Raw genomic sequence first — 14370 nt, 5'->3', positions numbered from 1 at the left:
TATATGACTGATTTACGTAGGGAAATTGAAACAAAACTCAATATATATACAAAAAAATATCATGAAGAATATATAAAATGTTTGATTAGAGGGATAGAAATTCCCATTAAGGTAAGACCAGAAGAGCTAGTTAGACAACTATTTCTTGATTTTATGATCCACGAAAGTGGATTATTTCCAGATTTGATTAATATCAAAGTTGAGGTAAATAATCATGATGTAGAAATATACAAAAAACCAGAATATGATAATTTTCAACCATATCAATCTCCTTTGATGATTATAGAAGTAAAACGAGAAGATGCAAATTTAGATAATCATTATAATCAAATTCAAAGATATCTAAAAACAGCTTGTTGTAATATTGGAATTTTATATAATTATCATAAAATTATCAGTTTTATAAAAAAAGATGATAATTTTCAAATTAATGATCTCAATTATCTTAGAGACATCCTACCATTAATTTTAAAAAATAATAACAATATTGATGATGATTCATTAGCTTTTAGCAAAGCTCAAAGGGGAGATTTTCAAAGTTTTGTTTATCTTATAAATAAATATGGACAATATACAACTAATACAATTATTTTTAAACTTAAATCAAAAGAATACGCTATAGCAGGATGTTGTTTTAACGTCAAAAATAATAAAGTGCATTATGATGTTTGTGGTAAATATGATAAAAAACAGCAAAGTTTCGACTACCAAGATTTTGAAAAGCTGATTTCTATCACCTATTGATAATATATTAACCCTCTTCCATGAAACTGGGAATCAAAAAAATAATTTCCGAATTTTCAAATCCATATATACCAAAGAGTTTTAGAGATTCCCAAGGTAGAAAAGTTACCGTACCGAAAACAGGGGGACAGAAAGTTAAAGGAGTCTATGTTCAGCAAATAGTTGAGTTATTAAATTTAGACGAGTGGATAAATGAAAACACTGAATCAGACGAACAAGCAGATTGAACAATCACCCTTAGAATACTATTTAAAGCTTCAATATCCCATCACTTTTTACCCAGACGCAGAAGGTGGATATGTAGCACAAATCAAAGATTTACCTGGATGTCTCACTCAAGGAGAAACCATAGAAGAGACAATGACAAATATTAATGAAGCGCGAGAATTGTGGATAGAAACGGCTTATGAAGCAGGTGATAATATTCCTTTACCCAGTACAGATGATAGTTATAGTGGTAAGTTAATGTTACGAATGCCTAAATCGTTACATCGGCGATTATCTGAAACTGCGGAAAGAGAAGGAGTAAGTTTAAATCAATATATTGTATCTTTAGTGAGTGCAGCAACCTAATAATGGGAGTTTAGCTGTTATTTTCTGCTTTCATTATTGAGTATTTTCTCTGAGAACTCCTAATATTATAGCGGTATGCACTTGCATGATATACAGTCATAGCCCCCTCCTCGCTTGCGGGGAGGGGGTTGGGGGTGGGGTTTTGTATTTCACTCAACCCAGAATGACTTAATTATTAATATGGCCAAGTCCAATCACGGATTTCTGGCATATCGTCGCCATGTTTCTGGATATATTGCTTATGTTCAATCAGCTTATCTTGTAATTGTTGCTTCACATAAGCCGCTTTAGAACCTAATTTTGGAACACGGTCAATCACATCCATAACTAAATGGAATCTATCTAAATCATTCATTACCACCATATCAAAAGGTGTGGTTGTTGTTCCCTCTTCTTTATAACCACGCACATGAATATTATGGTGATTAGAATGACGATAGGTGAGACGATGAATTAACCAAGGATAACCATGAAATGCAAAGATAATGGGTTTATCAGGAGTAAAGATTGTCTCGAAATCTTTGTTACTTAAACCGTGAGGATGTTCACTTTGTGGCTGTAGTGTCATTAAATTCACAACATTCACAACCCGCACTTTTAAATCTGGGAAATTTTGTCTTAAAATATCCACAGCCGCTAAAGTTTCCAAAGTCGGAACATCTCCAGCACAAGCCATAACTACATCAGTTTCACTGTCTTGATCATTACTTGCCCATTCCCAAATTCCTAAACCTTTAGTACAATGTTTAATTGCAGAATCCATGTCTAAATATTGTAATGCTGGTTGTTTACCGGCAACAATCACATTGACATAATTCCGACTTCTTAAACAATGGTCGGTTACTGATAGCAAAGTATTAGCATCAGGTGGCAGATAAACACGAATGATTTCGGCTTTTTTGTTAATTACGTGGTCAATAAAACCAGGATCTTGATGAGAGAAACCGTTATGATCTTGTCGCCAAACGTGGGAAGTGAGAAGATAATTTAAGGATGCAATTGGTCTTCTCCAAGTAATATGACGAGTCGTTTTCAACCATTTGGCGTGTTGGTTGAACATCGAATCAATGATGTGAATGAAAGCTTCATAACAGGAGAAGAAACCATGACGACCTGTTAATAAATAGCCTTCTAACCATCCTTGACAATTGGTTTCGCTGAGGATTTCCATTACTCGACCGTCGGGAGATAAATGGTCATCTTCGGGGAGAGTTTCCGCATCCCAAGCGCGATTTGTCACTTCAAATAAAGGGTCTAGCCGATTTGAGGCGGTTTCGTCAGGACCAAAAACGCGGAAGTTGCGGCTTTCGTCGTTCAGTTTCATAATGTCACGGAGAAACTTACCAGTAACTTTGGTAGCTTCGGCGTTAACTGTCCCTGGTTGGGGTACTTCTACAGCGTAGTTGGAGAAATCAGGCATTTTCAAGTCACGCAGCAAAATTCCGCCGTTAGCGTGGGGGTTGTCTCCCATGCGACGCTGACCTTTGGGTGCTAATTCTGCAAGTTCAGGAATGAGTTGACCGTTTTCATTAAACAGTTCTTCAGGATTGTAACTTTTTAGCCAATCTTCCAGCAGTTGCAGATGTTCCGGTTTACCAGCTATATCACTAAAGGGGACTTGGTGCGATCGCCAATAACCTTCTGTTTTCTTCCCGTCCACTTCCTTGGGACCCGTCCAACCTTTAGGAGTGCGTAAGATAATCATTGGCCATTGCGGTCTTTCTTGGCAACCATGTATCCGCGCTTCTCTTTGAATACTTTGAATTTCTGGAATGATTGTATCTAATACTGCTGCCATTTGTTGGTGAACTTCCGCAGGATCTGAGCCTTCCACAAAGTAAGGTTTATAGCCATAACCGATAAATAGGCTTTCTAACTCCTCATGAGGTATCCGTGCTAATACGGTTGGGTTGGCAATTTTGTAACCATTTAAATGCAGAATTGGTAAAACCGCACCATCAGTAACCGGGTTAATAAATTTGTTAGAATGCCAGCTAGTTGCCAAAGGTCCAGTTTCCGCTTCTCCGTCACCGACAACCGCCGCAACTATCAAATCAGGGTTATCAAATACCGCCCCATAAGCGTGAACTAAAGCATAACCTAATTCTCCCCCTTCATGGATAGAACCAGGGGTTTCTGGGGCGACGTGGCTGGGAATACCACCAGGAAAGGAAAATTGTTTGAATAGTTTTTGCATTCCCTCTTCATTTTGGGAAATGTTAGGGTAATATTCACTATATGTTCCTTCTAAGTATGTATTGGCAACAAGTCCGGGTCCACCATGTCCGGGTCCAGCTATGTAAATTGCATTGAGGTCGTATTTTTTAATAACTCGGTTAAAGTGGGCATAAATTAAGTTTAGCCCTGGAGTAGTTCCCCAATGTCCTAAGAGTCGAGGTTTGACGTGTTCTTGTTTGAGTGGTTCTTTTAGTAAAGGATTGTCAAGAAGGTAAATTTGTCCCACAGACAGATAGTTAGCAGCACGCCAATAGGCATTGATTTTTTTTAATTCTGCGTCTGTTAAAGACTTTATTTGTGGAATACTGGCAATAGTCATTTTAAACTCCCGTGTAAAGTATTTGCACCAATCAATTTTCAACCCATTTGTAGGGGCGTAGGGCCTGCGCCCAGTCTATATTCCTAATACTGACATTCCATCTACATTAAAACCTATACTTTTGGAAAAATTAAGGTAATCTAATTTGAAGAAGAAATTAAATCAGTCAAATGGCTGAAAATGCAATTCTAAGTATCGGAAAAAACGAAAATATCGCTAATAAAATTCTCAAGCACAAATCACATATTATCCATGATAGAAACCGACTGGAAGACCGTCAAAACCTACGAAGACATCATCTACCAAAAAACCGACGGTATCGCCAAAATCACTATTAACCGTCCCCACAAACGTAACGCATTCCGTCCAAAAACCGTATTTGAACTATACGAAGCCTTTTGGGATGCTAAAGAAGATACCACCATTGGCGTAGTCCTATTTACAGGTGCAGGACCTCATACAGATGGAAAATATGCCTTTTGTTCAGGTGGTGATCAAAGTGTGCGTGGACAAGCAGGTTATGTAGACGAAACTGGAATCCCCCGGTTAAACGTCTTAGACTTGCAACGTCTCATTCGTTCCATGCCCAAAGTCGTTATTGCCCTAGTCGCGGGTTATGCTATTGGCGGGGGTCATGTTCTCCATTTAATTTGTGATTTAACTATTGCGGCTGATAATGCTATTTTTGGGCAAACGGGACCCAAAGTAGGGAGTTTCGATGGTGGTTTTGGTGCTAGTTATTTAGCCAGAATAGTAGGACAAAAAAAAGCGAGGGAAATATGGTTTCTCTGTCGTCAATATAACGCCCAAGAAGCATTAGAAATGGGCTTGGTTAATACTGTCGTCCCTGTAGAACAACTAGAAACAGAAGGCGTACAATGGGCGCAAGAAGTATTAGAAAAAAGTCCCATAGCTATTCGTTGTCTTAAATCAGCATTTAACGCTGACTGTGACGGACAAGCTGGTTTACAAGAATTGTCTGGTAACGCTACTCTACTTTATTACATGACAGAAGAAGGAGCAGAAGGAAAACAAGCCTTTTTGGAAAAACGTCCCCCTAACTTCCGAGATTTTCCTTGGTTGCCTTAAATTGATTTGATCATGAAACTTTACCAATAACATTATTTTACTCCTTCTTTGTTCTCTTGACTCCTGACTGGGCGCAGGCCCTGCGCCCCTACCTCCGCTATATACCAAAATCGCACCTGTTGTGGAAGGTGCGATTTCTGAAGATGTCAAAATTGAAAACACTAACAAATTGCCAGTCAAATTTTATTAGGGTGGACAGAAAATTGATGACCGTAATCATGGATAGTTAAATGAGTACGCTGTGATTTTTCACTTCTTGTGTAGCGGCAGTAGGAATATCTTCAACAGAGGCTACTGTAACATGATCCAAATCCGTCGGGAGAGTTTGAGCAGCAGCAAAAACAGGTTTGGCTACTGGTAAACTCCAAGCATCTTCTAAAGTTTCCCAAGCTGGTGCAAAAGCGGCCATGACCAAAGGACAGGCTTTCCAGACTCCTTGGACTGGTGCGCTCAATTTTTCACACATACCACCACGACGACCTTGTGGCTGGTAATAACGACAATAACGACAGGTAGATGTTAAACGCTTAATTAGTTTCATGTGCCTTCATCTTCAGTACCATTCAGGACTAGTTATCACACTTATATATCTTGCTGGTTATCCAAAATAGACATGAAGGGTAAAAATCATTATTGGATATAGGTTCTAGCGATTATTAACCATAAATAAACTTTAGGATATCTTTAGATTCTTGTTATATATGTAAATAATTATTAGAGTGCGTACATATTTATTTTTACCTAAAACTTATTGGGGATCAAGATTAAAACATTGATTTTGGATTTCCTCGTTTTGTAAAAACGTTACTTTAGATAGAGTTAAAATCAGTTCTTAGCATTTAATTTACTGAATTATTTACAATAGTTCAATATTTATCCTAACCGCTTGGAGCAGCAGAGAGAACAAACTTCCCAGCGTTCAAGTTCGCCCCGTGGAGTGGGACATTGACATTGGGGACATAAGGGGAGATGATGCGATCGCTCTTGCATCATCTTCGCCCAATTCTCAAAAGCACCCAAAGCATTGTCAATATTGGGTTTAACCAACCTATCACCAGTTAAATCATCAGCTACATAACTAGGATGTTCTGATGCCGAAACAGTGGCTTCTGTTCCCGTTATTGATGAATTTTTCCACTCGGCTGTAGAAAAGCGAATATCTACCAAAGACGTAGATAGCTTGTCATTTAATCTCATCAATATAGTTTTCCGTCCAAAAGTCAAATTTTGCGCCCAAGCAGCACTAGAAGTTGCTACCCACAAAACATCGCGCTGAATAGATAAAGGACGAGTTTGCACCGCAACAGTAGTCCCCACAACTTCTCCCCAACACTTCAGTAACCGCAGCAATACCTGTTCTTGCCATTGTGGTGAACGTTGAATATTTCCTAAAACCTGATCAATTGACTTAAAAGACATATTATGTTATTAGTTTTACCATAAAAATAGCTGAATACTGATAATCAACTTTCACCAGTATATTGAAAATTCATTTAATCATCATCTACCCTGACTCCATCTTAAACAATGAATCAAAATCCTTTGATAGATTCTACCAAATCCCCGCAAACACCCGGCTTAAACCCTACCCTAACTATGGCACTGGCTAGTTTAGAAATACAATTGGATCAAGAATTAACCAGATATAGACGCACACGCAAAAACACCAAATCACAAACAGCAAGAAGTGTAGAAAGTTACACTAATTATCAAACAACAACCTTGTCGAAGGAGATTCAACTACCAGCAGTTCCTCCCGTAGCCATTCCCTCAGAAAATTCATTCTTGACGAATGAGACTGAAACCATTAATTTTCCCCAGGAGTTTGCTAACTCAGACATAGAAGAAACCCCCACTCCTCCAAACCTAGAAAAATCAACTAGCAGTATAGTTCCCACCAAAATTCCCTCCTCCGACAACCCAACCCTCCTCACCACAAATGATCCTCCTCAACAACCAAATGATTATTTAGAATCTAGTGAGGCATTATTGCGGAGTTTGACAGCCGTTGCACCACAAAATCAAACTCCTAATTCTCCTAAATCCCGTGATAGTGTCTTATCACCTTTAGGTATTGGTTCAATGCTGTTGCTATTATTGGCAAGTTTGACTTTAGGTTATGTCGTCTTCAATCCCAAAAATTTACCTAAATTGAATTTCAGTAGCGTACTAAACAATAATTCATCAAAGACTGGGGAAAATACACAAAACACAGAAATTATAGAAAATAATTCCCAACTGACTAGCGAACCAAAAATCACCCCCATAGCTAAATATCCTAATTTAGCCACCCAAGAATTTCGACAAGTTAGAGATCCTAAAGATGTCGTAGATTTAACACCAAAAGTTAAACCGACCGCTCAAATCATTTCCACTCCTGTAGCTATTAAACCCCCCATAACTCCTATCTCTCCATTACCGAGACTTTCCCCCTTATCTAACACCCTCTCTAAATCCACACCTTTAGCAAAGCCTACAGCTACTTTTTCACCCCTATCAGAAGATGTCAAACCATCAGCTAATGGCTACTATTATATTATTGCTGATAATCAAGGCGACAAAGCTTTAACAGCCGCCAAGCAAGTCGTTCCTGATGCTTATTTATCACCAAATAAAAAATTTATTTATTTGGGTGCTTTGAAAACCAAGGATGAGATTAAGCGCAGATTGCAGCAATTAGAGGCAAAAGGCATTAAAGGACGATTACAACAGCCATAGTTAAAAAATGCTGGTTTTACTGAATAAAATTTACTGAATTTAACTCCAAAAACTCTGATCTTTGCGTCTTTGCGCCTTTGCGTGAGGCTAATTCATACTGATTTCTTACTATGATAACAATATAGCAATCCTCAAAGTCCAGTAAATGGTCAAGGTAGAGCCAACATGGAAGTTATTAACCGTATTCTGCGGGTGATTCGCGCTAATTTCAATAGTCTGGTTAGCAATGCAGAAGATCCAGAAAAAATTCTGGAAACAGCTTTCATGGAAATGCAGGAGAATTTGGTACAATTGCGTCAAGGGGTAGCTCAAGCGATCGCCACCCAAAAGCGCACAGAACGCCAAGCAGCCGCAGGAGAATCCCAAGCCGCAGAATGGTATCGTCGCGCCCAATTAGCCCTCCAGCAAGGTAATGACTCCCTCGCACGGGAAGCTCTCACCAAACGCAAATTTTACCAAGAGACCGCTACAACTTTAACCAGCCAAATTCAGCAGCAAAAAGATGTAGTCGCCAAATTAAAGCAAGATATGCGGACTTTAGAGTTAAAACTGGCTGAGGTAAAAACTAAGAAAGATATGTATATCGCTCGCGCTCGTTCCGCAGAAGCTTCCTATCGGCTGCAAGAAATGTTAACTGGAACTTCTGCTATATCTAGCTTAGGTGCATTAGAACGAATGGAGGAAAAAGTCTTACAAATAGAAGCACAATCAGAAGTTGCTAGTACACTGGGTGGTGATGATCTAGAAAAAAAATTTGCATCCTTAGATTCTCACCATGATATTGATACAGAACTCGCAGCCATGAAAACTTATATCCTAAATCAAGAAGAAAATCCCCAGCCAGATCATAATTTACCCAAAACACCCGAACCATAACTTTCCCTGGTTGGTTAGTATAGATAATTGATAGGTTCATCATTCAGAATAGAAAAAAATAGTAATCCAGACTGGAAAGACTACATTGGCATAGGTAGCTATTAATATAGTAGAAAAGCTAACTATCTAACCAAGAGCGTAAACCTCTAAAGGAAAAATAAATTTATGGGATTATTTGATCGCCTTAAACGAGTAGTTGGTGCTAACTTAAACGATTTAGTCAGTAAAGCCGAAGATCCAGAAAAAATGCTGGAACAAGCCCTCCTCGAAATGCAAGAGGATATGGTGAAGTTGCGCCAAGGTGTAGCACAAGCAATAGCTGCCCAGAAGCGGACAGAAAAACAGTATAATGAGGGACAAAACGAAATTAATAAATGGCAGCGCAACGCCCAACTTGCCCTACAAAAAGGTGATGAGAACCTAGCCCGTCAAGCATTAGAGCGCAAGAAAACTTATACTGATACTGCTACGGCTTTAAAAACTAGTCTAGATCAGCAAACTGTTCAGGTAGAAGGTCTGAAAAAGAATTTAATCCAGTTAGAGAGCAAAATTTCTGAAGCCAAAACCAAGAAAGAAATGCTCAAAGCCCGGATTACGGCTGCAAAAGCCCAAGAGCAACTTCAAGGCATGGTTAGTGGTATGAATACCAGTAGTGCCATGTCTGCTTTTGAGCGCATGGAAGAAAAAGTATTAATGCAAGAAGCCCGCGCTCAGTCAGGAGCGGAGTTAGCAAGTGCAGATTTAGATCACCAATTTGCACAATTGGAGTCTGGTAGTGATGTTGATGATGAATTAGCTGCTATGAAAGCATCCCTAGCACCTGCACCAGAACCAAAACTACTCACCCCAGAACAACCTAGCCCCTCCACTCCAGTCCAACCAACCAGTACAGCTAGACCTGCTCAACCAGTTGATGCTGAATTGGAAGCCCTCCGTAAACAATTGGATAATCTGTAGTTTTTGCAGATAATTCCATGCAGTTAATCCCACACATCTGATTTGTGTGGGATTTTTCATATATATGAAAACTGCTGTCAAAAGGATAATTGTAAATATCTGAAAAAGGCTTAATTTCAATATCTATAATCTATGCGATCGCCAAATTTTCACGGTAACATCTAAGCTACCACAGTTAATGATAAGGTAATTGCTAAATTATTGATAAATTAGGGAACAGTTTTTCCTATTTACTGTTCCCATCGGGAGTCAGACCCCTTTTAATTCTGGTGACTTCCTAAATACTACTAAGCAACATTCAGCACGTAGGATCGAGTCCCTGTTCTGGTGGTTGGAGTGGCAGTTGAGTTATCCACGTAAGTATAGGTTCCAGTTAGTGGCTAGAGGATTCGGTTGTCGCACTTCATCAGCCGTTCCCAAGATGACACCGCGATCGCTGATGGTATTAACGTTGGGCGTGAGCAGGGTGACGGTTGCGCCATTTGCTGCACCAAAATCGGACTGACCATTTTTCAATCCAGTGCTGGTTATGGCAGTTTGCACGCCATTTTCCCAGATGAAGCCTTGACGGACGTTGTTAGTGTTGACTACACCCGTAGTGGCGTTTGTATTGGTGAAGGTTGCGCCTGTGTCAAAGCGTCCGGCAATTTGTCCGAAGTCGTTAATCGAAGCTGCGTTGACTGAACGCCTTTACCAGAGTAGATCGTGTCATTCCCTGCCCCGGCATAAATTGTGTCGTTGCCTTTACCCGTCAGGATGCGGTTGTTGCCTTCCCCTGCAAAGATGACATTATTCCCAGCACCCCCATCAATAAAATCACCACTCGCACCGCAGTAGATGACATCATTACCCAACCCAGTGGTGATCAGGTTTACTCCAAAAACTCCAAAAACATACTTGTGCATTCTTTTTTCAAGAACGTCTCTTGGCGTTTGTAGCATTTTTAAATTCCTCAATCTTTAATGCAAAGGTAAATATGGAAACAATGCTGCTGAAAGAATACTTAAGCCATAAACGCTGATTTTGGCAATATCTAGCTGTCTAGGAAACTCTGTGCTGACTAAATCGGTATATTTTTCTTCCATCATTAGGTAATCCTCTATTCAGGTAAATTACAGTTACACATCTATTTACAATAATTCTTAATAAGCTTTCAGTCCAAGTATTAGAAAACTTCTCAAAACAATTGTCATCTTTTCCGATGCTTACTTTGACACCTTTTAGCATTAACTAAATAATCTTCTCCAAAATTTATTTGTTTCTCTGCCACTAAAATACTTATGTATTTTTCATGAAAAGCTTGCTAGTCAAGAATTTTCATGACTAGTAATTTTGATTAAGATATTTAATTAGTGTGGGTAATGATAAAATATAGCATAAGTCTTTATAGCTATTATTGTCAACTGTTTGCAATAAGTAGGGAAAATATTTTTATAAATACTGACATTACAGCATGACTCAACCTCTACAGCCACATAGCTTTATCACTAAATTTTGTCTTTTATTTACCTGCAATATGCTGTAATAATGTTTGCCTGATAAAATAACAGATTTTTTCAAGTATTGGATACTTGACAATTATAAGCAATTAGGCATAGGTGAGAAATCCTCTGTTGTCTCACAATCATTTTTCAAATCTATATAGTTTGTACTTTCTGATTTTTGAGTAAAACGAAATAAACATTTCCCTCTGCCTGCTATAAATAGTGAAGTGGGAACAGATTGGGATAAAGTATTCTCTATTCTGTGTGTCAACTTTGATCAATACCGCCTAATGGAGATTATAATGAACAAGGGTGTAATCACTATCACTGATGCTGAGTTTGAAACGGAAGTATTAAAAGCCGAGCAGCCTGTATTGGTTTATTTTTGGGCTTCCTGGTGTGGTCCTTGTCAACTGATGTCACCAGTTATTAATTTGGCTGCTAACAAATATAGCGATCGCCTAAAAATTGTTAAGATGGAAACTGACCCCAATCCACTCACAGTCAAACAATATCAAGTAGAAGGTCTCCCCGCGCTGAGATTGGTAAGAGGAGAACAACTATTAGTATCTATTGAGGGAGTAATTGGTAAAGATAAATTACTCAGTTTTTTGGAAGATCATTTAAATAATAATTAGTTACCGATTAGTGATCAAAACTCCATAGTTTTTGATCACTACCTCATGACTAATGACCAATAAATAATAATTAAAATGCAGTTTGCTACCCGGTTACAACCCTTAAAATCTAACGTATTTGCCGATATGGACACAGCCAAGTCCATTGCTTTGGCTGCTGGAAGAGAATTAATTGATTTATCTTTAGGTTCTTCAGATTTACCTACCGAGAATCACGTCATAGAAGCGATCGCTCAATCTCTCCATGATCCTACCACTCATGGTTATTTATTATTTCGTGGCACTCAAAATTTCCGTCAAGCCGCAGCCCAGTGGTACGAGCAAAAATTCGGTATCCCAGTTGACCCAGAAACAGAAGTTTTACCCCTAATTGGTTCTCAAGAAGGAACAGCCCATTTACCTTTAGCCGTGCTTAATCCCGGCGATTTTGCTCTATTATTAGATCCTGGTTATCCTTCCCATGCCGGGGGAGTATACTTGGCTAGTGGTCAAATTTACCCAATGCCAATAAAAGCAGAAAATAATTTTTTACCAGTTTTTAGTGATATTCCCGTCACCATTTTAGCCCAGTCGCGGTTAATGGTATTAAGCTATCCTCATAATCCTACCAGTGCGATCGCCCCATTATCCTTCTTTCAAGAAGCCGTAGCCTTTTGTCAACAACATAATATAGTTCTCGTTCACGATTTCCCCTACGTAGATTTAGTTTTCGCAGAAGAAACCCAAAATCTAAAATCCCTTGTTCCCTCAATATTGCAAGCTGACCCCGAAAAAAGCGTCTCTATAGAATTCTTTACCCTGTCTAAGTCCTATAATATGGGTGGCTTCCGCATTGGTTACGCAATTGGGAATCCCCAACTAATTCAAGCCCTCAAGCAAATCAAAGCCACCGTTGATTTTAACCAATATATAGGAATTTTGAACGGAGCGATCGCCGCCCTCACCGGACCCCAAGATGGTGTAAAATCTGCCGTTGATATTTTTCGTCAACGCCGGGACACCTTCATTAAAGCCTTGCACCGTATCGGTTGGAACGTTCCCACACCAGAAGCCACAATGTACATTTGGGCAAAATTACCCACACAATGGAGTCGTAATTCCATAGAATTCTGCACCGAACTAGTTAAAAAAACAGGTGTAGCCGCTTCCCCAGGAGTCGGCTTCGGTCAATTCGGTGAAGGATACGTTCGCTTTGCATTAGTACAAAAACCAGAAACCTTAAAAACTGCTGTAGAGAGAATTTCCCAGTTCCTCTATTAACTCAAGTTGCTAGTCATCTAATTGAGCCTGGTAATTGGTAATTGGTAAATTTCTCATCCTGTTAATCGTTTAATCCCGGATATCCTGATTCAGACATTATTAAACCATTCTCATACTCAAATCCAACCATTTAGACTGAGTAATGGGCGCACTAGTAGAAATATAATCAACCCCAGTTTCTGCCACAGCGCGAACAGTCTCTAGAGTTACATTTCCCGAAGCCTCAATTTTTACCCGATCATCTTCATTACGAATCAATAATACAGCCTCACTCATCATAGACAAAGGCATATTATCTAACATAATAATATCTGCTCTGTACTGTAAAGCTTCCCGCACCTGTGCTAAATTTTCCGTTTCCACCTCAATAGTCAGAGGATAAGGAACGTGAGAACGAATGCGGGTAATAGCTTCCCCAATTCCCCCAGCCGCAACAATATGATTATCCTTAATCATCACCGCATCATCTAAACCCATCCGGTGATTCATCGCACCACCCAAAGCAGTAGCGTACTTTTCCAAAATTCTCAACCCTGGAGTAGTTTTGCGCGTATCCACCAACTGAGCAGGTAAATCAGCTATTTTTTCTACATATATATTAGTCAAACTGGCAATTCCACTTAACCGCATCACCAAATTAAGCGCTACCCTTTCCCCCATTAACAGCGTATCCAGTGAACCATTAATTTCCGCTATCACCTGTCCTGGTTCACAAGGTGTACCCTCATCGGTAACATTGACAAAATCAACTTGATTATTCAAAAGTTGAAACACCCTAGCCGCAATCGGTAAACCAGCAATTATCCCTGGTGCTTTCGCTATCCATTTAGCTTCTCCTCTAGTGGGATGTTGGGACAATAGAGATTGAGTAGTACGATCTCCCCTACCAATATCTTCCAACAACCAACTTTGCAACAATTGATCCAGCACCAAAAACGGTGGTAGTACAGCCACTGAACTCTTCATAAGAATATCTATCTATATCCACTCAACACTATCAATTATTGTCTTTCTTTCTCTAATGACTCAAAAAAACCCAGAAGTGGAACTCCACAAACCCAGCCAAATCAAAAACACCACCAAAAGGGCAGAAATCTCAGGAATTTTAACGCTCATAACCCTTGTCTCACAAGGATTTTAGATAAAACAAAAAACAAACCGAAAAAAAGTTTGCCAAAGTAGTTGACAAACCAAAGTAGATTGGATATATTAAATAAGTGCCGAACAGAGCAGCCAAAAAGAGGCAACACTGAACAGCACACCGAACCTTGAAAATATTATAGTTTGAAAGCCAGAATACAACAAGTACCCTGCGTCAGAGAAAGAAAATAACCTGACCGTGGTTGTAAAAACGGTTAAGAAAGAGCTTTATAACAGACGAACCAAAATGGAGAGTTTGATCCTGGCTCAGGATGAACGCTGGCGGTATGCTTAACACATGCAAGTCGAACGGTCTTTTCGGAGATAGTGGCGG

Annotated in this window: 16 protein-coding genes and 1 rRNA gene; 10 read left to right on the top strand and 7 right to left on the bottom strand. The window is 39.2% G+C overall.

Going from position 1 to position 14370, the window contains the following annotated elements; translation table 11 throughout:
- The first annotated feature begins 3 nt into the window (after positions 1-3).
- From AN486_RS17375 to AN486_RS17365, 3 genes are read left to right on the top strand one after another with little or no spacing between them, the layout of a single operon-like run.
- Positions 4-744 carry a type I restriction enzyme HsdR N-terminal domain-containing protein gene (locus tag AN486_RS17375; protein WP_290601795.1) on the top strand — a complete coding sequence of 247 codons (741 nt, stop codon included), beginning with the start codon at positions 4-6 and terminating at the stop codon, positions 742-744.
- 20 nt (positions 745-764) lie between these two features.
- Positions 765-971: a type II toxin-antitoxin system HicA family toxin gene (locus AN486_RS17370; RefSeq protein ID WP_205748660.1), complete on the top strand. Its 207-nt coding sequence runs from the start codon at positions 765-767 to the stop codon at positions 969-971.
- Positions 937-1317 (top strand): toxin-antitoxin system HicB family antitoxin, encoded by a 381-nt coding sequence (locus AN486_RS17365; protein WP_290601792.1) that lies wholly within the window; start codon positions 937-939, stop codon positions 1315-1317. The genes AN486_RS17370 and AN486_RS17365 overlap by 35 nt, the downstream gene beginning before the upstream one ends.
- A 175-nt stretch (positions 1318-1492) precedes the next feature.
- On the opposite strand, the gene AN486_RS17360 is transcribed toward AN486_RS17365, so the two are convergent.
- A complete protein-coding gene (locus AN486_RS17360; protein WP_290601790.1) occupies positions 1493-3874 on the bottom strand; it encodes a phosphoketolase in 2382 nt (793 codons plus the stop codon).
- Positions 3875-4129: 255 nt separating this feature from the next.
- Here AN486_RS17360 and menB point away from each other — a divergent pair, with 255 nt between their 5' ends.
- Positions 4130-4963 carry a 1,4-dihydroxy-2-naphthoyl-CoA synthase gene (menB, locus tag AN486_RS17355; protein ID WP_290601811.1) on the top strand — a complete coding sequence of 278 codons (834 nt, stop codon included), beginning with the start codon at positions 4130-4132 and terminating at the stop codon, positions 4961-4963.
- A gap of 226 nt (positions 4964-5189) precedes the next feature.
- Here the strand turns inward: menB and AN486_RS17350 are convergent, their stop codons facing one another.
- On the bottom strand, positions 5190-5504 hold the full coding sequence (locus tag AN486_RS17350) for a hypothetical protein (protein WP_290601788.1): 315 nt from the start codon (positions 5502-5504) through the stop codon (positions 5190-5192).
- A 332-nt stretch (positions 5505-5836) separates the two neighbouring features.
- Positions 5837-6382 (bottom strand): DUF721 domain-containing protein, encoded by a 546-nt coding sequence (locus AN486_RS17345; RefSeq protein WP_190384098.1) that lies wholly within the window; start codon positions 6380-6382, stop codon positions 5837-5839.
- Positions 6383-6490: 108 nt separating this feature from the next.
- Here AN486_RS17345 and AN486_RS17340 point away from each other — a divergent pair, with 108 nt between their 5' ends.
- From AN486_RS17340 to AN486_RS17330, 3 genes are all read left to right on the top strand, one after another.
- On the top strand, positions 6491-7681 hold the full coding sequence (locus tag AN486_RS17340) for a hypothetical protein (protein ID WP_290601785.1): 1191 nt from the start codon (positions 6491-6493) through the stop codon (positions 7679-7681).
- Positions 7682-7846: 165 nt separating this feature from the next.
- Entirely contained in the window at positions 7847-8557 is a 711-nt protein-coding gene (locus AN486_RS17335) for a PspA/IM30 family protein (RefSeq protein ID WP_053539707.1), read from the top strand.
- Positions 8558-8722: 165 nt separating this feature from the next.
- The gene (locus AN486_RS17330) at positions 8723-9514 is read left to right on the top strand and encodes a PspA/IM30 family protein (RefSeq protein ID WP_053539706.1); all 792 of its coding nucleotides are present in this window, start codon (positions 8723-8725) and stop codon (positions 9512-9514) included.
- A 348-nt stretch (positions 9515-9862) separates the two neighbouring features.
- On the opposite strand, the gene AN486_RS17325 is transcribed toward AN486_RS17330, so the two are convergent.
- Genes AN486_RS17325 through AN486_RS17315 form a run of 3 tightly spaced genes read right to left on the bottom strand, consistent with a single transcriptional unit; the run spans position 9863 to position 10602 of the window.
- Positions 9863-10057 carry a hypothetical protein gene (locus AN486_RS17325; RefSeq protein ID WP_053539705.1) on the bottom strand — a complete coding sequence of 65 codons (195 nt, stop codon included), beginning with the start codon at positions 10055-10057 and terminating at the stop codon, positions 9863-9865.
- Positions 10058-10101: 44 nt separating this feature from the next.
- Positions 10102-10455, bottom strand: a complete 354-nt coding sequence (locus AN486_RS17320) for a hypothetical protein (RefSeq protein ID WP_290601782.1) — start codon at positions 10453-10455, stop codon at positions 10102-10104.
- Positions 10456-10473: 18 nt separating this feature from the next.
- A complete protein-coding gene (locus tag AN486_RS17315) occupies positions 10474-10602 on the bottom strand; it encodes a hypothetical protein (protein WP_257720873.1) in 129 nt (42 codons plus the stop codon).
- A 698-nt stretch (positions 10603-11300) separates the two neighbouring features.
- On the opposite strand from AN486_RS17315, the gene AN486_RS17310 reads away from it, so the two are divergent.
- Positions 11301-11636 carry a co-chaperone YbbN gene (locus tag AN486_RS17310; protein WP_053539703.1) on the top strand — a complete coding sequence of 112 codons (336 nt, stop codon included), beginning with the start codon at positions 11301-11303 and terminating at the stop codon, positions 11634-11636.
- A gap of 75 nt (positions 11637-11711) precedes the next feature.
- Positions 11712-12896 (top strand): LL-diaminopimelate aminotransferase, encoded by a 1185-nt coding sequence (locus tag AN486_RS17305; RefSeq protein WP_053539702.1) that lies wholly within the window; start codon positions 11712-11714, stop codon positions 12894-12896.
- Positions 12897-12995: 99 nt separating this feature from the next.
- Here the strand turns inward: AN486_RS17305 and nadC are convergent, their stop codons facing one another.
- Positions 12996-13862 (bottom strand): carboxylating nicotinate-nucleotide diphosphorylase, encoded by an 867-nt coding sequence (nadC, locus tag AN486_RS17300; protein ID WP_053539701.1) that lies wholly within the window; start codon positions 13860-13862, stop codon positions 12996-12998.
- 418 nt (positions 13863-14280) lie between these two features.
- Here nadC and AN486_RS17295 point away from each other — a divergent pair.
- Positions 14281-14370 (top strand): 16S ribosomal RNA (locus tag AN486_RS17295); the annotation flags it as partial.

Source organism: Anabaena sp. AL93 (assembly GCF_001672085.1).
Lineage (GTDB): Bacteria > Cyanobacteriota > Cyanobacteriia > Cyanobacteriales > Nostocaceae > Dolichospermum > Dolichospermum heterosporum.
The sequence above is the reverse complement of the archived record's forward strand: the minus strand, read 5'-3'. Positions and strand labels throughout refer to the sequence as shown.